This is a genomic window from Paenibacillus sp. FSL W7-1332 (assembly GCF_037969785.1).
Taxonomy (GTDB): domain Bacteria; phylum Bacillota; class Bacilli; order Paenibacillales; family Paenibacillaceae; genus Paenibacillus_AQ.
This window is the reverse complement of the sequence record NZ_CP150209.1, coordinates 2057752-2079095: the sequence shown is the minus strand read 5'-3', so window position 1 is coordinate 2079095 and position 21344 is coordinate 2057752. Positions and strand designations below refer to the sequence as shown.

The 21344-nt window shown below is 47.8% G+C and carries 17 protein-coding genes; 2 read left to right on the top strand and 15 right to left on the bottom strand.

The window, feature by feature from the left end; all coding sequences use genetic code 11:
* Positions 1-685: 685 nt before the first annotated feature.
* Positions 686-865 carry a hypothetical protein gene (locus MKX98_RS09020; RefSeq protein ID WP_194541573.1) on the bottom strand — a complete coding sequence of 60 codons (180 nt, stop codon included), beginning with the start codon at positions 863-865 and terminating at the stop codon, positions 686-688.
* Between the two features lie 494 nt (positions 866-1359).
* On the opposite strand from MKX98_RS09020, the gene MKX98_RS09015 reads away from it, so the two are divergent.
* Positions 1360-2109 (top strand): hypothetical protein, encoded by a 750-nt coding sequence (locus MKX98_RS09015; RefSeq protein ID WP_339222680.1) that lies wholly within the window; start codon positions 1360-1362, stop codon positions 2107-2109.
* 370 nt (positions 2110-2479) lie between these two features.
* Here the strand turns inward: MKX98_RS09015 and MKX98_RS09010 are convergent, their stop codons facing one another.
* From MKX98_RS09010 to MKX98_RS08945, 14 genes are all read right to left on the bottom strand, one after another.
* Entirely contained in the window at positions 2480-2692 is a 213-nt protein-coding gene (locus tag MKX98_RS09010; protein WP_194541571.1) for a hypothetical protein, read from the bottom strand.
* An 836-nt stretch (positions 2693-3528) separates the two neighbouring features.
* Complete coding sequence (locus MKX98_RS09005) at positions 3529-3912, bottom strand: DnaB-like helicase C-terminal domain-containing protein (RefSeq protein ID WP_233355166.1); 384 nt, start codon at positions 3910-3912, stop codon at positions 3529-3531.
* Between the two features lie 227 nt (positions 3913-4139).
* Entirely contained in the window at positions 4140-4313 is a 174-nt protein-coding gene (locus MKX98_RS09000; RefSeq protein WP_181469968.1) for a hypothetical protein, read from the bottom strand.
* Positions 4314-4539: 226 nt separating this feature from the next.
* Positions 4540-4812 carry a hypothetical protein gene (locus tag MKX98_RS08995; protein ID WP_194541570.1) on the bottom strand — a complete coding sequence of 91 codons (273 nt, stop codon included), beginning with the start codon at positions 4810-4812 and terminating at the stop codon, positions 4540-4542.
* A 446-nt stretch (positions 4813-5258) separates the two neighbouring features.
* A complete protein-coding gene (locus tag MKX98_RS08990) occupies positions 5259-9914 on the bottom strand; it encodes an S-layer homology domain-containing protein (protein ID WP_220686094.1) in 4656 nt (1551 codons plus the stop codon).
* A gap of 126 nt (positions 9915-10040) precedes the next feature.
* Positions 10041-11579, bottom strand: a complete 1539-nt coding sequence (locus MKX98_RS08985; protein WP_220686095.1) for an extracellular solute-binding protein — start codon at positions 11577-11579, stop codon at positions 10041-10043.
* 94 nt (positions 11580-11673) lie between these two features.
* On the bottom strand, positions 11674-12591 hold the full coding sequence (locus tag MKX98_RS08980; protein WP_194541567.1) for a carbohydrate ABC transporter permease: 918 nt from the start codon (positions 12589-12591) through the stop codon (positions 11674-11676).
* A gap of 16 nt (positions 12592-12607) precedes the next feature.
* The gene (locus MKX98_RS08975; RefSeq protein ID WP_220686096.1) at positions 12608-13576 is read right to left on the bottom strand and encodes an ABC transporter permease subunit; all 969 of its coding nucleotides are present in this window, start codon (positions 13574-13576) and stop codon (positions 12608-12610) included.
* 238 nt (positions 13577-13814) lie between these two features.
* Positions 13815-14342: a hypothetical protein gene (locus MKX98_RS08970; RefSeq protein WP_339222675.1), complete on the bottom strand. Its 528-nt coding sequence runs from the start codon at positions 14340-14342 to the stop codon at positions 13815-13817.
* A 27-nt stretch (positions 14343-14369) separates the two neighbouring features.
* Positions 14370-15980 carry a response regulator gene (locus tag MKX98_RS08965; protein ID WP_194541565.1) on the bottom strand — a complete coding sequence of 537 codons (1611 nt, stop codon included), beginning with the start codon at positions 15978-15980 and terminating at the stop codon, positions 14370-14372.
* Positions 15981-16017: 37 nt separating this feature from the next.
* The gene (locus MKX98_RS08960; protein WP_339222673.1) at positions 16018-17808 is read right to left on the bottom strand and encodes a sensor histidine kinase; all 1791 of its coding nucleotides are present in this window, start codon (positions 17806-17808) and stop codon (positions 16018-16020) included.
* Positions 17809-17837: 29 nt separating this feature from the next.
* On the bottom strand, positions 17838-19394 hold the full coding sequence (locus MKX98_RS08955; protein WP_194541563.1) for an extracellular solute-binding protein: 1557 nt from the start codon (positions 19392-19394) through the stop codon (positions 17838-17840).
* A 314-nt stretch (positions 19395-19708) separates the two neighbouring features.
* Positions 19709-20140 (bottom strand): zinc ribbon domain-containing protein, encoded by a 432-nt coding sequence (locus MKX98_RS08950; protein WP_339222671.1) that lies wholly within the window; start codon positions 20138-20140, stop codon positions 19709-19711.
* A gap of 52 nt (positions 20141-20192) precedes the next feature.
* Positions 20193-20816 carry a copper amine oxidase N-terminal domain-containing protein gene (locus MKX98_RS08945; RefSeq protein WP_339222669.1) on the bottom strand — a complete coding sequence of 208 codons (624 nt, stop codon included), beginning with the start codon at positions 20814-20816 and terminating at the stop codon, positions 20193-20195.
* A gap of 214 nt (positions 20817-21030) precedes the next feature.
* On the opposite strand from MKX98_RS08945, the gene MKX98_RS08940 reads away from it, so the two are divergent.
* The gene (locus MKX98_RS08940; RefSeq protein ID WP_071222831.1) at positions 21031-21222 is read left to right on the top strand and encodes a hypothetical protein; all 192 of its coding nucleotides are present in this window, start codon (positions 21031-21033) and stop codon (positions 21220-21222) included.
* Positions 21223-21344: the final 122 nt, after the last annotated feature.

Genomic DNA, 21344 nt, shown 5'->3' with positions numbered 1-21344 from the left:
CGGCAGTTAGGGCACCCGGATGATAATGTCTTCAACTTCCTTTTGATATTCATTTGTCGGACACAGTAATGACACGGTTTTCCTCCTTTCACGCTTGCCCCGGGAAGAACACTCCACCCCGACGCTTCACGATGGTATGAACAAATAACGATGACCGTCCATTTTGTGATCGTTCTCTTTGACCGGCTTATCTTCGCCGCAAGCAACTGCCTTCTCATCCCAAACATAGGAGCTAAACTCCCGGAATGTCTCTTTACAGCAAGCAGTCATTGTTTTGATGAGTCCTTCAACTAATGCTGAAGCTACGTGATGGATCCCATTCACAACCTCATTTGCCGCCTTAATGACACGCAGGATACCACGCTTCTTGATGGCCGCAATAAAAGAAGCCGCCGAAGGGGCGATAATGATTCCCTTAACCGGTAGCTGAGCGACATGGCGACCATCTTGCCGTCATGGACTTAAATTGCCCCTCGTTGTTCCAATGTTTATCAATAGCGAATGATATTGAGCCACTTCCTGATGCTTTATCTTCATACCAATTGATAAACGCGTTTACTTCACTCATTGAAAGATCAAATTTTATAGCCTCGTCATGCAATGTAGTTTCAAGCAGTGCGCGATTGTTATCTGGCTCTGTCAGAGGTTCGGTAGGCTCTGTGGATGGTTCAGTTTGTTCAGTGATCTAACTCATCATTTCTAATTCGTCAATGCTTACATATATACCACCGTTGTTAGCCGTCACATTAATACGATATTTTTTGTATTGAGTGGTATAAACAAAAACATACTCTCTTTTCTCACCAGAAACCCAATTACTTTCATTTTCCCAAGTATCAAGAATGCCCCATGCTTGATTGGTCATTCCAACCTTCAAAGGTCCAATTCTTCGGTGTTAGATCTATGTTTTCTGCTAATCGGGGAGTTATATTTTTAATTGCACACTTAGAAATAACTTGTGGAGAATCGACGCAACGGTCAAATACCGCCTTCATGCAGCCGTGCGTGTCATTCTCGTCTTTTTCTATGCTTACATCCCATCACAGAAATTCGTAGCGGTGTTTTAGTAGAGTCATACTTATTTATATTGTGTTCATTTTCCATTCAATTCCAATAACTTTTCAAAAATACGATGCCTTATTAACTGATAACCTTTCTTAATTTACTTCATAAAAAATAACATAAAGTAAAAAGATATATTTTACTTTTTTATAATATTTTTTAATACTTTAACATTTAATTGCTTTAATTCAAATATATTCATGGTAATGATTTCAAATTATTAGTATAATTTGGGTGGTTATTTTGAATTGCTGCGCAGCTTTCAAATAATAAATCTATATTTCGGAGGTCTACTAAATGAAGTCTAAAATCACACTAGTTCTAACTCTCTGTTTTACATTCTTGTTCTCTGGAGTGGCATCTAATAATGTCACATACGCCGATGTCGTTAATGATAATTCTGAAAATTATATCTTGGTCGATAAAGATGGAAAACCAGCTATTTATAATAAAACAGATGATACCTTCATCGTCGAAGCATTCAATCTTGATGGATCTGAGGTTAGCCTAGAGGAATACAGAAATTTATTGAACGATTCACTCGATTATTCTAAAAAAAATATTCTTGCGGGATCATCACCATTTCAAGATCAATCTGTTACCCCATTGTCTTATATTAATATGGACTTTTATACAGAATCCAATAATTATAATTCCTTAGGAACTCCATTAAAGATGACTCCAGATATTGACTGTAAATACAGCGCTACTCACTGTACAATAAATAAGGCAGATGGTAAAACAACTACTGAATCCTATAGTAGTAACGTAACAGGTGGAGACAAGAATTATATTAAGATGGGTGCTTCTTTTACTTGGTCTACATCTGCTACCGTTACCTATTCATATGGTTGGAGCATTCCAAAAGGGGAAATAGGATATCTTCAATTCACTCCTAGATATAAAGTATCTGTTGGAACAATAACATATGCTGGAATTTTCAATGGTGTCTATGAAAGATTAGGAACTAAGGATGTATGGGGGCAATCACCTATTAAACTTTCTTCTGGTGAAGCAGATGGAATATGGGGTATAGTCTTAAAGTAAAATAGTATAAATAACCCAACCTGTTACCAGGTTGGGTTTATCTTAATAACTAAGGAGGTCAGTTATAATTGAGAGATATCTCAAATATCTTTTTATCAGGTATATTCATCGTTGTTATTGGCTTATTTGAAAAAATACTACTTTACCTAAAACTAGATACTAATACTAACGAATTAAAATATTTAATTTTGAGCACTCCTAATTTTATCTGGAATATAAGTAATATCACCATAGGAATAGGAATATTGCTAATTATAATTTCTTTCATGATTTATTTTAAAAACCGAAAAAAATAAGCAAAGCCGTTTTTTCTCTGAAGAGGCTTTCACTTTATAACTACAAAATTCTAAAGTTTTTTATTCAATAGAATTTAAAATATGTAGTCACATTCAAAAAAGCCGACAGCCTTCCTTTCATCATCACCTTGGATCAAGTCGAATGCCCTCCGGAGCTGATGTGTATAAAACTGATATCTCTGATATACCCAACGCTGCTTTTCAATCAGAATCGTAGCGTTGGCCGTCTTATCAGCATTCAGATCTTCCTGATCGTTGCGGCGAGCAGCTTCACCATCGATGGCCAATTGTTTTAAATTTTCTTCGATTATTTCAAAATCCTGCTAAGGGCATCGTCATCTCTTTATATTTTCCGAGCAGGAGTTTTGTGCACCTCTTCATTTGCTTTTGGAAAGAGCTCTCCTTGTCCCCATGCCATCGCCATTACCCTCAATCCCCTTTACGATATAATTATAGAGAGGAATATATTACCGATTAACCCCCGCCCCACCAAGGATATGGGGGTCATTTCATTTATTAAATGCATGAGATTTCCTTCCCATACCATCCAACGTTTGTATATAGGCAAGATCTAATCCTCTTTTGATCCTTCCCCAACCCAGTAGCGAATTTTTTGAGCTGGGTAGGTGCTACTTCGACTTAATTCTGCTTTCGTCATGCAGTCCGATACGGGGATTGCACAACCTATTGCATACTATCGTCCTACAAACGAACCAGTCGACCCATGAGAGAATCCTTCGATGGCCACTTTATCGGGTAGCATGATTAACTGGAGTGTCCGTACAATTACATCGTTGATCCATGCAGCATCTAACGCACCGTCCGCTTGTATCTCGATCCTCATAAATACGTTACCGTTCGGGTCCAATATAGCTAGCCCCGTTTTCGTTGAGTGGTCAACTCATACGTATCGATTCATATCCCCACCGTCTTTAACTCTTCGGTGGCATACCGGTAAGCTGCAGCAGTTGCTTCGTTATCGACGAACTCTACCTTCATTTAAAGGTCTCCGATTACCCTTTTGATTTCGTTTCGTACTTCCATGTTTGCTCGGCCCTCCTTTTTCTTGTGGACTTCGACCAGCCACGGAGCACGAAAACCTCTAACTATCTGTCAGCCGTCGTTATCGTAGATGATTTGCAAAGTCGCCACTTTGAAAAAACGGGGCAATCATGACCAGTGCGAGCCCCTGCTGCTTTTTCAGTCTACGAAATTTGGAGCAGATATCATGACTGCTGATCCCAGAAGAGTTATCCAAGAAGATATTGGTTTCTCCTTGAACTCCTACCGCTTCAGCCATCTTGATCCAATCAGAGCCGTGCATATCACCATTGTTGATTGTATTGGCGATAATTTGCCCTTCGGAGCTCACCAACCGTCTTGCGAACTGACCTTCTGATATCTCTAGACTGGACAACGCCACTGCTTCGTCAGTAGATTTGGCAACTTTCTGAGTAACGTTCAATGCGAAGGCTGTCTTCCCCTCGAATGGTCGCGCAGCTACGATGATCAGATCACTCCGTTGCAGTCCTTACGTGATGCCATCAAGGTCAGGGAAACCAGACTGCAGGCCGTTGATGATCCCATTTTTGACGTTGTAGGATTTGTTTTCAAAGTCTTCGACAAATCGCATCTACACGTCTTTGATTGGCTAAAAATCCTGCTCAGGAGCTGCCCGATCCGCATGCTTGATTAATTTTCAGAAAAAGAAAAAGACCACCCTGTGGCAGCCTTTTAACCACTACTCACAAATTGGATTATCCCAATAAGTGTCAAAAGCAGAAAAATAACAAGTATAATGATTACGCCTGTTCGAAGCGCTTTGAATCCCCTTGATCTCTTCTCCAACTGCTGCTCCACTGCATTCAATCGATCTTTAAGCTCTTGAATTTCATTCTCTTGTCCCATTTCAGCCTCCTTTAACCGATGTTCAAGCTATGTATCTGCTCTATAAATATGGACAGGTACCCGACCAAGGATGGTTACATATGCGGATTCAGGAACACCAACCTGACCGCTCATCATACTGTACCTTATAACCCCCATTATGATATAACTGTCTGTAGGGATATATTACCATATAACGCCACCCCGACCAAGGATACGGGGTATTGTATTTATCAATTGCTAACTATTATGCATAATGCTTTTTCCTCCCTTGGAAGGACGCCACCAATTGCAATTGAATCAGCACTTGTTCAAGGAGCTCTAACGGGTCATTTGAGTCCTCCACCTGCTCACAAATTTCGATGGCTTCTTCTACTGCTTTACTGAGTTCATCTGCACGTTTTTTCTCTTCATCTGCTTGCTGGAGCCAGTATTTTAAAACCTCCGGCGAAATAAAACTCTGGCCTTTGTCATCTAGCCTATTGCAGTACTCCATATCCTCATGCCAATCTCTACTCATTCCGCTACCTCCTGAACTTCTAATTCCATTTCACTCACGCTTTCTTCTGCTGGGAACTCCGCATTCCAAAATTCACACTTGGCTTGTACATATACTACCTCTTATTCACTGGAACTTCCATTTAATCCCTGCGTATTTATCTTTAAGAATTTGATTCGATACGAGTCCAACAAATCCACTTGAAATGAGGTTCATCATATGAAAAAGATTTACTGGCCCGGAAGAACAAAATTGGAGCGAATGGAGATAACCACTACTCTCATATTTGATGTTATTCTCTACATTCCACGATGGATCATGAAGCTGTTATGAGGATTTCCCCTACCCCAGGGCGACCAGTGCGACTTCTTCAAAAAAAGTAGCACTTCAAGTTCACTGCTACGTTACTTCAAAAGCCTTACGTACAACAAAGACCCGTTCGTTATTAACGAACGGGTCTTCTGCGTTTAACGGTTAATGAATTCAGCCATTTGCAGCATTCGAGTTAATACGACCGCTCCCTCAGCCCGGGTAGAATGGGCTTCCGGAACGAACCGGTCAGAAGAACGTCCTTCCATCAACCCGGATTTGACGATGGCCGACACGGCCTCTTCGGACCAGGACGCAATGCGTTCGCGATCCTTGAACCCTTCCAAATTGGTGTCCGTATTTCCTGTCTCCAGATCCGCACCGGCAAGCTTCAGTGCACGGAGCAGCAAGACACTCATCTGCTCACGGGTGATCTCCTCGTTCGGACGGAACGTACCATTGCTGAAGCCTTCGATCAGCCCATGCTCCACTGCCGTAGCGACTGCGGCTGCATACCAATCGTTTGCCTTCACATCCTGGAAGCTCGCATGATCTCCCTGATCCTTCAATCCGAGCGCACGGACGAGCATCGCCGTGAACTGCGCTCTCGTGATCGCCTCGTTTGGACCAAAACGCGTATCGCTTAATCCCTCGATCAATTGTTTCGAGGCCAACAGCGTAATGTCCTCGCGGGCCCAATGGCTGCTTAAATCCTCAAACGTCTTCGCATGGGAAACTACGGAATAGGCCCCGCTCTCCCTCCACTTAAACTCCGCTTCGGATTTGCCTTTCGACGTGCGAATGAGTGCCGGTACGAAGACCAGCTTGCCGGATGCCGGATCCATCCGCAGCACCGTCGTTTGGGATGGGCTGACGACACTGGATAGAACCTTGGTAAACTTAGCGTAAGGTCCCTTAAGCGCCGGCAACGCAGATAACGTATCCCCCTGTTTCCAAGCCAAGTTTATGGAAAGTGACGCATCCAGCTTGGAGGCTCCTGCCTCCAACGCTGCCTTTACCCGATCCTCTTCTTCTTTTGAAGCTACACCAACGCGAATTTGCAGACTTTCCGCCGTACCCCGTTGTTGTAAAGCTTCCGACAGCGAATGCAGCGGAATTTCCAATCGGCCTTGGGAGGATTCCAGCACGATGGAGCCCCCCGGCAGGTCCTTCACGGCAGCACTCAGTCCTTGAACCGGCAAGTGAAGAACGACGGAATCCGAAGCGTCGGCCACCGAATACGTAAGCACGCGTGAAGCCGCCGGCAGCTTGCTGAGCCGTGCCACGTCGCTGAGCATGCCCTTCTCGCTCGCATCCGCTACGATAACCGTCCCACCGCCCGGTGTTGTCTCTTTCTTGATGCTCAACCGCTCTGGCTCTGACGGTTTAGGAGGTGGTGTTGTCGATCCTCCACCGGGTGAACCGGATCCTCCGCCCGGAGTACCCGGATCGGATCCGCCGTCTCCTGTAGTAGTCCGGATGACCTCAAACGTCTTGCTGTTGGTTTTGAATTCGTCAACGAACACGTCTACGGTAATCGAATTGACGCCTGTTTGCAGAGGCACATTAGCTGTAAATTCACCTTTCGCCGACAGAGTCGCATCGGCGCCGTTCACCTTGACAGTTGCATTACCGGGCCCGAGAACTTCCACAAGCCCTTTCAACGCAAGCTGACTGTCGCGCGTCTCTTTGCCCTCGTCATCCATCAGCCCGCTTAATACGGCTGAACGAACCTGATCCCCGGTATTGTAGGCATTGGCAACGAGCTGACGCAGCGTTCTTGTGCCTGACGGGTCCAGGGTGGAAATGACAAAACCTCCCTGCGGAATAACGCTGTTATTCTCTTCGGGCGCTCCCCAGCTCCAGTTGATCGCTTGGTTCCGGTTGACTACGCGCGTCACGTGACCCGTATTATCCACAACCACTTCAACCCCGAAGCGGTTCGTACCCGTGGAGTATCCGAAAGCTTCCGTCATCACGTTGACGTTGCCCTCGATCCGGTTGATATTATAGAAATTGCCTTCCAGGAACGAATCCGGACTTCCCGGCAAGCTCATGCCGAGCTGGTAATCCTTCACCCACTCCTTATCTTGGAGAGCAGCCGCCGCGATCGGCCAGTTGACCTGGGATGCATCAAACAGCATCAGTCCGTTCGTGGACTTCAGCCCCGCCTGGAACACTTCGCGCTGCACGGCCGGTGCCTGCACATTGTTCATGGCAATGCCTGCATACAGCGGAATTTCACCGTTCGTTACGATATTGCCGAGCGTTATATATTTCTGGATTTCCTGGCTGGTGGTTTGATAAGCCCCGATCATCAGAAAATCCAAATACTCGATATACCCGGTTTGATAGTATTCCGGCGTATACACCGATTCGTCCGGCATGCCGAGCGCGGGATTGAACCGGAAGTTCTTGCTGCCCCAGTTCACGCCGTTCAAATAATACGTTTCATACCAGGATCCAACATAAGAGGATACCTCGATCTTTCTGCCTGTTGAAACTTCATAGGAATCCACCAGATCCTTCACTTCGGCGAAAAAGCTCTGAATCGTCCCCGAGCGGAATTCCCACCAGTCCTGAATCAGCGGACCGTATACCCGAACATTGTTTTCATAGTAAAAGATATCGTTTGGCCATTGGTTAAGCTGCCTGCCTCGGGCCTGCAAAAACTGCTCGAACTTCACGCGGGTCTCGTCGCTAAAGTCGGCCCCCTCGTTGTCATATCGGCTCCGGTCATGGACAACGCCGTCCACATCATAGTTCTTAATGATTTCTTCGAATGTTCGAAGCTGATAATTGCGAACCTCGTCATTGGACGGGTTGACGAAGGCTACCAGGCCCTGCTTTTTGCTCTCGCGCAGTCGCTTGATCTCGCCGTTGTTCTCCGCGAAATATACACGTTCCTCCCAATCGAGGTGATCGTTCAGAACCGCATACTCGTTATGGGCGATCGATCCTTCGGCAAACACGTTGATCGCCGCATGAATCTCTAATCCCAGTGCATGACCATGATCAATAAACTCCTGCAGGAGGTCCAAATCCGGGCTTGCGCCTGCTTTTTCAGGTGCCTTGATCTCGCTGACATAAGGTCTGCCCGTCAAATCGTTCTTTTTATAAGAGACATAACCTTCAACGCCCTTCACATCAAATGCCACCGAGGTAACGCCCGTTTCCTTGGCTTTTTGCAAGAATGCCAAAACATCCTCGCTCGTTTTAAACTTTCTGACATTGGAAGCCTGGTCCACCCAGAGAATGACTTCTTTTTCCGGGGAGAAATCAGGTCTTGCAAACACCGCAAGATGACGCACATCCTGCTCAATGTCATTTTTCATTACTTTGACTTCGATATAATTGGTGCCGTTTGTTAACGTGTAGTTATGCGTGAAGGTACCATCCGCTTCAAAAGGAACCTCGATACCGTTCACAAGAAGTTTGATCGCGGTAATGTCGTCCATGTTGTCGATGCGCCCCGTGATGGCGGTGCTGCCTTCCGTTACGGTGTACATCATCTGGTTATCCAGCGTGAGCCGTGCAATAAGACCATTGCCGCTCATGATATCGCGTACCTGAACCACTTCCCCGTTCTTCCGCAGCTTGATCATATCCCCGACCTTAAAATTCTCGGCCAAATAGCGCTTGATGTTATTACCTGCGTAGCTGTTATCCTGTGCCATCAGCACATAACCGCCTTCGGGAATTTCAAGCTCGGTCGGCCCTGTCCATACAGGCGGCTTCCCGTTGATCGAAGGATTGATCACCCGTAATACGCGGTTGTTGGCATCCACCTGCACGGCGACATTGGTCTGAGGAATCGTGATGGAATTGCCGTAATCTCTTGTAAAAATCGCCACGATGTTTGGCACGCCCGTGACATCCTTGTCGACATAGTCCAGCTTCTTCCGCGGACCTTCAATGTCGATCGTAATATCCTTCGGTGCCGCTTCGACTTCAATATAATCCTGGTTCTCGATCGGTTCGTACACGATATTCAGTGTTTGGACTGCCAGTTCGCCATCTCCCTTAAACAGTTTCACCTCAGCCTTGTTCGGGCCCGGCTCCAAATAAACATTCGTGCGAAACATGCCTTCCGCCGTAATCGCAGTTTCATCGCCATTAACCGTTACGCTTAAATCCTGATCCGCGGCATAATTCGCCACAAAACCCGCTATCTCAATGACCGGAATATCCACAGTCGTATCAGTTTGCGTAATCAGATGCAGCTCGGGTGGCAGCGGATCCGGCCCTGGACCCGGCCCCGGCTGCTCCGGCAGGAAATCAGCCGCTGTCACTTCTTCGCCCGCCCGCATCAGCTTTACCGTATCTCCCGTTTTGTTATGATTGAAGAGAGGTTTCTGAAAAACGGATTGATCCCACGCATGGGTGCCGCCAGCCACTACAACGTAACCACCGGCCGGAATTGGAAGCAATGTTCCCGGATCCCAAGAAGTCGGAGGATCGCCGTTCGGTCCAACCACATTCTGGACAATGCCGCTCGCATCCACAGAGACCGCGACATGAAGCGTAGGCACCCATACCTCATCTTTATATACGGAACCCGTGACCGCTACGCCGCTGGTATACAGCGCCAAATAATCATTTTTCCCTTCCACCGTATCGCCAGCCACGTTGATATCCGTGAACTCCAGACTCTCTCCGCCTTGGGAGACCAGGGTAACCGGTTCGGGAGCCGCGCTTTGAACCGGAGGAATTTCGTTATCCGCGAACGCGGAAGACCCAACCGGAACAATGAAAGAAACGATCAGTGACAGACTGAGAAACAGCGCGATTCGCCTGCGAAATAAACGATACATCAAATGATTACCACCTTTCTCCTATTCAGAATGAACGATCACGTGAATATGAAATTCAACGGTCACCCCCTTTACGAATTTTGAAAAAGCAGCCGCCAGCGCAGACTGCTTTTTCAAATGAATCATTTACTTCGTGGATTGAAACCATTCATTGGCTGCGGTCACCATATCGGCTCCACCTTCGGCTCTCCACTGAGCCAGGAATTGATCGTAAGCATCAATCGGCTTCGCTCCGGAAATGAATTGCAGCACATTGTCATCGAGCATAGTAGACAATTTCAGCTGGTTTTTGGATACGGCATCAATAGGCGGAGCTGTCGACATAGGATCTACAACCATAATTCCTTCGGCATTTTTCTGATACTCTTCGAAATGCGCCTGAAGAACAGGATCTTTACGTACACGTGCTTGCCAGTAGATCGGATACTTTTCTTCATCTACCCCGGTTAGGAAGTTGCTTGCATTATTCAGTTCATCGTTAAATATCGGCAGAATCGGATAGTATTTCTCATCCTTAACTTCATGGTGTACGCCTTCCTTACCAAGGGCTATGCCTTTAAATGTCTCAGGCTCCAACTTCGCATTGAGGAAATCCATGGCAGCTTCCTTATTCTTCGAAGATTTCAGGATAGCCACATACCAAGTTGTATTCGTTTTAACTCCAATAGCAGCCTTACCATCTTTGCCCTTCAGGTAAGGGATAATGGATGTTTTTGCTTCCGGGAAATTTTTCGTCAGTGCCTCAATCGTTGTCCCGGCGCTCCACCAAGGCAGTTCATACATCGCAGCTTTACCACCCGAGAATTTTTCAATGGATTTCTGTGCGGTATTAATCGGAGTCTCGGTATCAAGCAATCCTTCTTTGTACAGTTTGTTCATAAAAGTAAGATATTCTTTCATTTCAGGCAGTTCAGCCCGATGCACCAATTTGCCATCGACTTCCTTCCAATCGGTGAAAACGCCAAATGTTGCGGCAATGTTACCATAGATAGCTGGAGCCTTATTGCTCACTGTGAGTGGAATAACATTCTTCTTCTCTTTGATCGTTTTGAGCACATTGTACAGTTCATCGGCGTTCGTCGGTATGGACAGTCCTAATTCATCCATCCAATCCTGTCTGACCACCAGTGCCTCGCCGATACTTACTCCTGCCCCAGTCTCGGGAATGCCGTAAATCTTCCCGTCGATGGTGGCACTGCCGAAGGACTCCTGCTTAATGGATTGATTAATATAATTGCCGTGGGATTCCAGAAGCTCATCGATCGGCTCGAGCGCTCCTGCAGAGGCCAGATTGTAGAACTGAAGTGCATTCAATTTCACCAAATCATAGTTATCTTTACTGGATACGAGCAGGTTCAGCTTCTCATCCGCGTTCTCTGCCGGCAGCAGTTCGTATTCCACATTGAATCCGGTTCTTTCCTGGATGTACTTGGCCACATACTCAGTCTTCGGATCAAACAATCCATATTGCATGATCATGCGCAGACCCGGTTTTTCAGCCGTTGTGTCTTTGTTCCCCTCATCCTTCGGGGTGCTTGCCGGTGTGTCCGATGGTTGAGCCGCCGGCGTGTCCGTCGTGCCGCCTCCCCCGCCGCCGCATCCGGACAGCGCCAGCGTGAATCCGAGAATCCCGGCCAGTACCGCGGATTTTTTAATCTTGATCATGGATAACCCTCCTTGTGATTGAGAAATTCAATGAATTCTGCCATCTGACAATACGAAGCGCATCACCACCTTTATTAAGTAAGCTCTGATGAATCTAACCTTTAACCGAACCTACCAGCACGCCTTTAACAAAATACTTTTGCAGGAATGGATACACCAGCAAAATCGGGATCGTTGCCAGCAGGATCGAGGAAGCTTGTATGGACTGAGGTGTTGCATTAATCGCGGCGTCGACATTATCCTTCAGGAAGTCCCCGCTGGACGAAACCAGCAGCTCCTTCAGGTACAGCTGCATCGGCTTGATCGCCGGGTCGGTAATGTAGATCATCGCCGCAAAATAGTCATTCCAGAAAGCAACCGCAAAGAACAATCCGATCGTTGCCATAACGGGAAGCGAGAGCGGTACAATGACCGAGACCAGGATACGGATATTCCCCGCGCCATCCAGCTTGGCGGACTCTTCCAGCTCATCCGGAAGCCCCTCGAAATAGTTTTTAATGATGAGCATGTTGTACACGTTCACCATCGCCGGCAGGAATAACACCGGGAAGGAGTTCACCAGATTCAAATTTTGCATGAGCAGGTACGTCGGAATCAGTCCGCCGCTGAAGAGCATCGTGAATACGAAAATCAACAGCAGGCCTTTCCGTCCCCGCAACCGGTATTTGGACAACGGATAAGCTGTCAGGGTGGTCAAAAACAAGCTGCAAGCTGTTCCGATGATCGTCAGAAAAATGGATACCTTGAGCGAATTCAAGAACATGGAATCCTGCAGCACGTACTTGTACGTTTCGAATTGAACCCCGACCGGGAGCAGCCCAACCTGACCCGATATGACGGCTCCCTCGCTGCTCAAGGATTTCGCGATCAGGTTCATGAAAGGCAGCAGGGTCGTTAAGCCCATCATGATGAAGAACGTATAATTGAATACCGAGAAGCATTTCTCCGAAAACGACGTTTGGATGACACCTCGGGTGGTGTTTGTTCCTTCCAAAGCTTTTTTGTGATCCATTTGCGCCACCCTTTCTTTACCAGATCCCGCGCTGTAAGTATTTTCTGCTCATGGCATTGCCCATGATGACCAATGTGAAGGATATAACGGCTTCGAACAAGCCAACCGCGGTCGAGAAGCTGTAATCCTGGTTCCCGAGACCCTGCCGGTATACATAGGTTCCAATGACATCCGATACCTGGTACACCACCGGATTGTACATGACGAGAATCTGTTCCGTTCCCGCTTCCAGCACGTTTCCGAGCCGCAGGATAAACATCAGGACAATAATCGGGGCAATCCCCGGGAGCGTAATGTGCCACAGCTGCTTCCATCGTCCGGCCCCGTCGATCTTCGCGGCTTCATACAGCATCGGGTCGATCATTGTAAACGCTGCCAAGTATACGATGGTGCTCCAGCCCGTTTCCTTCCAGCCTGCCGAGGTGATCAGCACGCCTCGGAACACGCTGTTATCCAGGAAAAAAGCAATCTGCTCCATCCCTAGGGATACCAAAACTTTATTGACGATTCCTCCGTTTGTTGAGAGGATATCGATAAACAATCCGCCGACGATGACCCAGGACAAGAAATGCGGAAGATAGATGACGGTTTGCACCGTGCGCTTAAATACCATATTCCTCAGCTCATTGAGCATCAGGGCGATAATGATGGGGAGCGGAAACAAGATCACGATTTTCAGGAAGCTGATGATGACCGTATTTTTGAATACCTGAGCAAAATCCGGCGACGTGAACAGCTTCTCGAAGTGCTTCCATCCCACCCACGGGCTGTCGGCAAATCCGGTGAATATGTTGAAATCCTTAAATGCAATCGTTATGCCGTACATCGGCGTGTACTTGAACAGCAAAATGAACAAGATGCCCGGTACGAGCAGCAAATAAAGATCCCACTCTTTCCATATGTCCGACCCTAAACGGCCCCAGTACCCTCGTTTTTTCTTCATCTCTCTATACGGTGCCGGCGATGGTTCTAGCGTGGGTTTCATCGACTCGTCTCCCCCTTTCTATTGATTCAATCTCCTTGGTTACTACAAATTGTAATTCCCGGCGCAGGGACTGAGTAGGCGAGGATCATTACTATTTATGGTAATATGATGTTGTGTTGGGGCATGGACGTCAGTAATTGTGCCATGAGGTTGCGGTGGGTGTTTCATGGGGTGTTAACTTGTGACGATCAGAACATAAAATCGTGGACATGAGTCAGCACAAACCATTGACTCATTATCAAGATGCTTGTTCATCACTCCGCATACGGATTGTTCTTCCGATCCCTGTTACCCCCAGATTTCTTCTGAATGAATAAAACCATGTTGAAATCCGGGAATAAAGGGGACCGCTGCCGCTTCTCCAGAACAATTCCGCCTGCTCCGTTGAAGCTTGGCTCAGGAATGAAGTTGGCATTCGAAGCACACGGCATTGCCGTGCTTCATCGCCAAGCAAGGCCCACGCTGCTCCGCTCCGAGCTTGGCCTAACCTAGCCTCAACCATGTTGCGCGGGTGATTACTTCCGTCCAGCCGATGGTTAAGGCTGGGAGTAAAAGCAAACAAGCCGTTCGGGATGTATGCCCCGAACGGCTCGTTTGGTTTGTTTATGTAAACTGCGCGCGCTCTGCTGCGCTGCGCTTCCCCTACTCGCATCGAAAGCATAGGCTGGAGCTGAATTTCTTCTGCTGTATCATCATTCTGAAAATTCGGCGACAACAGAGATTGGAGAACGATACGACCGCGCAGCGGACTTTCAGATGTGTGCAATAGTGCCGTACAGCCTCTCCCACACCCTTACCCCTTAAACTCCCCCGGATTCACCCCCCAATACTTCCGAAACACCTTGGTGAAATAACTGACATCGCGGTACCCGACCAGCCGGGCGGCATCGTACACCTTAAGTCCTTCCTGCAGCAGCGACTTGGCCCGCTCCATTTTGCGTTCCAGCACATAGGTCGAGAAGACAACCCCCATTTCCTGCTTGAACAGCCGGCTAAGATAGGAAGAATTGACATAAAGCCGGTCCGCCACCGTATGCAGCGTAATTTCCTGATCCATTTCCTCTTCAAGCAGGTTCAGAATATCTTTCACCACCTGATTGCTCGTCGTTTTCCGCTGCTCGCTCATAAAGGAGACGATATGCTTCACCGTGCGCTCCAAGAGCGACCAGGTTTGCATTTTGGTGCTCAGCAGCTTGACGTTATGAAAATATTCGATATCCTCGCCGACGACTTTTTTTACCGTCCAGCCCTGTTTCTGGATCATCCGGGTAAAGAAGCTGTTCATGTACAGAACCGCCTCATGAAATTCGTCCGAGGATTCGGATCTGGAGAAGGCTTCTTCCCATAACCCCTTCAGCGCCTCCAGCGCTTTCGTCTCGTCGGCCGTTTCCAGCGCGATCTCCAGCGTCTTCTCCAGATTCTGCTGCACGATCACGCCCTGGATATCCCGCTGGAGCTGCTCCCGGTAAGGAATCGCAAGGTCGTGTCCATACACGACGCGCTCCTGAAGCGCCCGGCAGGCCTGCGCATACAAGAGACTCATCTCCTCGATCGTCCCGATGGATGCACAGATGCCTGCGCTTGCCGTTAACTTCAGCACTTCCCTCGTCTGAGAGAGCAGCTTGGATACATCCGCATTCAGCCGCAGCATAGCCTCCTTGGCGTCTTGGTTTTCCTCCACGATCCACACCATCAGCAGCATACTGCCGGAATCCGACGTGATCCAGAGAGAGGGATGGGACAACAGCTCCTTGGCCAGGCACTGCATCGTAAACTGCAGCAGCTCGACATCCCCCCGTTGAAACCGGGTCTCACACTCCGGCAGCGGGTCAAGGTCCACCACAGCTACCGCAATACGGTCGTCCTCCTTCAACGGAATATATAATTCCTTGCTCTTATTAAGAACATCCGGTTTTGTATATTTACCGCTGACCCATTGAATAAAAAAGAGATTTTGCAAGTGCGGAAGATTGTCCTTCCATTTCTGTTCCAACGCCGCCTTGCGCTGCCACTGCTCCAAATCCTCCCGTAGCTGCTGCCTCGCTTCAAGGACCGCTTCGAGAATATCCTCCTCGCCGGCGGGCTTCAATAAATATTTGGACACCCCGTATTCCAGCGCCAGCTGCGCAAACTCGAAGTTGTCATGTCCGCTCAGAATGATCATTTTCGTCAATCGGCTGATATCCTGCCGGCTTCGAAGCTCGCCAAGGAGCGTCAATCCATCCATTTCAGGCATCTGCACATCGATCAGCATTATATCCGGTTTCTTCCGACTTACAAGCTCAAGGGCTTCGACACCGTTGGACGCCATACCCACCACTTCAATTCCATGCTTGTCCCACGGGATATTGTAAGCCAGTGCATTACGCAGCCGGGGTTCGTCTTCCACAATCATGAGATTCATTCAGGTCCTCCCTTTCGAGCGATCTATATATGAGTACCTACTTCAGGTTAACTTCCTTGCAGCGATCCAGTGGAATGGAGATCGTGACAGTTGTGCCTTCGCCTGAGACACTGTGAACCGTGAGTTGAGCTTCCTTCCCATAATACAGCTTCATTCGGCTCAGCACGTTCCGAAGACCGAACAGATCCTTCACATGCTCTTCATCCTGAGAAGACGCCGGCACGCTTCGCGAACTCATCATCTCCAGCTCATGCTGGATATAACGCAGTCGTTCTTCCTTAATCCCCGGCCCGTTATCCTGTACGCTAATAACCACGGTCTGCCCCTTTTCGATCCTGCTGGATATGACCAGGCTCCCTCCGGAGGATTTACCCTCCATGCCATGAATGATGGCATTTTCCACCAAAGGCTGGAGCAGGAGCTTGAGGAGCGGAACATCCTTACTCTCTTTCGAAATGTGATAATCCACGGTGAAATTGTCCATGAAACGAAGCTGCTGAATTCGTAAATAGTAGTGCAGATGGGTGATGCTCTCCTCAATCGTGAACACCTGCCTGCCCTTATTTAGGCTCAGCCGAAAAAACTTCGACAGATTCATCACCATCTCGCTGATCTCATCCGCATCGTAGTTTTTGGCCGTCCAGTAAATCGAATCGAGGGTATTGTATAGAAAATGCGGGTTGATCTGGGATTGCAGAAACTTCAGCTCGGTAGTCGTTAATCGCAGCTGCTGCTCATAATGATCCTCGATCAGATGCTTCTGTACGACGGCCATCTTGTTAAACGACTGAATGAGAAAGCCGAACTCGTCCTTCCGCTTGGTATCGACATGAATATTCAGCTCCCCGCTGCTGAGCCGCTTCATCCCACGCGACAACTTCAACACAGGGGAGGCAATTCCGCTGTAAACCACCCATGAAATAATGATGGCCAGCAGGATGCTCAGCCCGATGATCGCAACCGTGAACAGGCGCAGCTGATCAGTCTCTTTGTACAGCTCGCTTTTCGGCTGAACCAGCGCGAGGCGCCATGCGGAGTAATCCGAGTCAATCGCTACGGTCATATCCTTGTCGGAAATGTTATCCTCATGCACTCTGCCTGTCTCCACCACCACTTGTCCCTTTTCGTTCAACAGGGCGATACGGCTGTTCTCGGAGGGAAGCAGCGTCTTGATGATATTTAACAGCTTGCTCTTGTTAAAGGACACCACCAGCAGATTCGACTGCCGCTCGCTGTTGTACAGGTCCATCGCACGAATCAAGGAGACGCTGTCCGTATTCGTCATCTGGCCAAAAGTGATACCCTCCGCCACTGGGGATTCCGACATCACGTAGGAAATCCCAGTTCCGTTCCTCCGGGCAGCTTCGACAAGCCATTCCCGCTGCGTCTCACCCGTCAGCTCTTTGACGCCATAATGAGTAGAGATTAACCTGCTGGACGCCGGATGATACACCGAAATTTGGGATACAAACCGGTTCACCGAAACGGAATTCAATAACTGATCCAATATATCCGAGAAATCCACGATCGAATGAGGGGAGAAGTTGGTGCTGTTTTTGTTCAACAGCTCATTCATTCCAGGATCGCTTGCAATCAGGGTGGATATCTCCTCCACGTTTTGCAGCGCCAGATCAAAATGATTCATCGCTGACGAAAGCGCCATCTCCGTCCGCTCGACCGCCTGTTCATACAGAATATCCCGGGACCGTTCCACCGCAAACAGGCTGATGATGACCAGCGGCAGCAGGATCAGCAGAAAATAACCGGTTAAGCGGGTTTGAATATTTTGCGAAAACCGATCCCGTACCCAGCGAATCAACGCCATCATTCGAGTCCCCCCTCCTTTGGCGGCCGACATCATTGTTTGGAGTACCATTCATTCACTTCCTTCGTGATTTCATCTCCTCCTTCTTCCTTCCACCTCTTCACATAGTCATCGAAGGCATCCAGCGGTTCCAGCCCCATAATGATCTTCGTAAACACGTCCTCCAGATTTTTAAGCTTATTGCTGTACTTCGTCATGGCAGGTGTGGGAACGCCATAAAATGCATTCGGGGTTATATGCGAATGAATCATCTGCAAGTTGTTGTATAGGTTGAAATCGCCTAGTGAGTCAAGCCGCTCCTTAAACAGCATTTGGTCCGGCACATCAACAAGCGACTGATAAATTCCACGGTACAAATGCTTGTCGTGAAGCGCAAAATCCGTCACGATCGCCCCGTCCTCCCAACGCCAGATTTCGTTCTCGAAGCCGAGCTTCAGCGTCTTATAGTCACTGGCAATAAAGTCCAGAAACTTAATCACTTCGGCTGCTTTCACCGATTCGGCGGGAATGACATTGTAGCCGCGGATAATATCCTTGCCCTCTACCCCTTTGAGTCCGTCCGGTCCCGTGGGATACGGTAGCGGAATCCACTTTGCCTCCGGATCCTTGCTCATATTGGCCGCAATCGGTCCCCGCGTGTCGTACCAAGCTGCGGAGAAGAGGCCCACCGTGCCATTTTCTATTTTTTCGAACAGATTATTTTGCAGGTTAAGAGGAAATTCCCGATCGAGCAGATTCTCCTGATACAGCTTGGCAAAAAACGCGAGGGTCTCCTTTGTTTCAGGCAGAATACTTCCGTTCACCAACTGCCCATCCCGTTCAAACCACGTATTCCGCTGCGTGCCGAAGGCGCCGAAGAACGGGGAAGACCTGCCCAACTTCGATGTCAGGGTAAGGCCGATCGTATCCTGCACGCCGTTGCCGTCCGGATCATCGAGCGTGAAGGCACGGATGACTTCGTAATATTCCTCCAGTGTTTCAGGCGGTTCCAGGCCAAGCCGATCAAGCCAATCCTTTCGGACATACATTAGCTCTGCCCCGGTCACCTCATTCAAGCTTGGCACCGCATAAATTTTACCGCCATATCGAACCCGATCCCAGACCTCCGGCGGAATTTTCTCTTTTAGATGGGGACCATGCTTGTCGATTAACTCATCCAGCGGCATAAATGCCTTTTGTTTGACATAATTGTCGAACCACACCGGTTCATACGTATGAAGCATATCCGGCAAGTTGCCGGAGGACATAATGACATCCAGCTTCTCGTTGTATACCTCAGGCGGCGGAAGATTAACTCCGATTTCAAGTCCCGTGCGCTCTTCAATGTAATTCAGATACGGATTGTCATTCTCGTCCATGCCGGCAGGAAACGTCATCCCGAGACTGGAAATAACGATGCTGATGGATGCGCTCTTCGGTTGATTCTCCGGCGGATGTTCTCCCTCAGAGTCCGTCTTGTTACACCCGGCAGCAAGGAGCATCAGAAATACACAGACGGGAAGCAATAGAACGTTACCTTTAAGCAGCCTTGACACCCTTCGATTCCCATGTTGAAATAACTCATCATTACAGGCCTTGTTCATCGGCATATGTCCTCACTCCCTCAGCTAGTAAGCTAATATTACTATATAACGATTTTATGGTGAGTTAGCTCACCTTTATAATCATTCTGTAATGTTTTGCAGCTTCCTTCACCCCGGACAAAAAGAAAAGAGCCGTCCCCGGTCTTCCCAAACCAGGGTGCGGCTCTATCTATAACAAAAACATTCATCCTGACATCAAGGACCATGACGTCCCTTTTTACAGCTCGTGTTATTGTTTGGCACAACACACATGCAAGAATAAGCTCCCGCTCCAAGTGATCGGCCCGCCCAAAATAGTGAGGACAGTTAGACCCATAATATTATTTCGGTTCCTCTTGCCCGCTGCCTTCTTCCAGAAGCGGAATTTCTTTAGGCTGCTCTTCCGATTGCACTTGGATCACTTCGAACGTACGGCCACAGTGGGCACAAAACTTAGCGTTCATAGCGGAGCTGTTTCCACAGCCTCTGCATACCTTCTCATCCGTAAGATTGGCGATTTGAAGCAGATTTTGTTCGATTTCAAAATTCAATTGATGAATCTTGGCCACGTAGCTCTGAATACTTTCCTGAACAGGCGGCCACTTCCCAGCTTCGGTTGCAGCAAATACAACCTTGCCGATTTCCAGAAGCTGTTCATCGATGTCGCTTTTTTTACCGTTGTTTTGCAGCTTTAACCGATTGATCTCCACCAACGTTTTGGCTTTGTTTCCGGCGTCGGACACACCGGCCTTAAATTTATCAAAAAAACTCAAGTATGCTCTCCCCTCTCTATTCACCCGTTTGAAGCAGAATTTATTTTTATTCCTACAAGGAGATTCTCAGAATTTTATCATGATCGGTATAGTTCACGCCAGCACCAAGGCCTCTTGCAAACACCTGAATCGGAACGTACGTCACGCCGTCGATCACTTTTGGAGCGACCGTAACGGATTCCGATTTGCCGTTGTAAAAGACGGTTTTGCTGCCAATCGTAAGTGTTATTTTATGATTGCCTCTTTGCACGCCAATGCTGGCCGCTTCGCGATTCCAGGTAACCTCAGCTCCCATTCCTTCAGCGATTTCCCGCAGCGGCACCAAATTGACGTTGTTATACACCAACGGCTCACTGCCAAACTTCACCACGCTGCCGTTCACGAAAACTTTAAGACCCGACTTGGCATAAGCAGGCGCTGCCGGCTTCGGCACAGCGGATTTTGTCGTACTGTTCTTCGATGATTTGGCTTTAGGCGTCGATGAAGGCGATGTGCTGCCTGAAGAGCTCCCTCCGCCGTTATGATAATGATACTCGCCATAAGACAGACCCCAGCGTTCGCAATTGGTACGGCAGGTATGCCCGCCATTGGCATCCGTTCTTCCCGGATGAGCAGAAACAACCGAACCGGACACAAGCAATAAAGCGATGGTGCAGCACAGCATTTTTTTCTTCATAACTAACATTACCCCCTGGTATAATATTCCTCCACTACATTCTAGCATATCTCTTATATAGCAGATGGATATATAGAGGGCTACATAATATAAAAGAAAGACTATTGCATGCTGATGATCGCTTGCCTTGTTTCATTCTCAACCCCCGCGTTTATTCGTTACATATAACAGATCCTTTTGTGCCAAAATATTGCCAGAAAGGAATGAGACCCTGATGAATAAAAAGAAACCTGAATATGATGGACAGTTCCCCGGCGTTGACCCTATTCCCGAGCCCGATCGTCCGGATCAAGCCGCAACCGACAAACTCGACGATCTGGTCCTTGGCGTTTTGGAAGACAAAGATGAATCGAAAATCGATATCGATCCCGATACGGAAAATTACGATAAACTTCGTAAAAAGTAAGACAAGTCCCGTTTCAATATAATGTAAAAAATATAATCAATCTGTTAAAGTGTTCAAAAATAATTTATCGTTCTCATTTTGAGAACGATTATTTTTATGTTATGATTAACATAGAAGCTTGG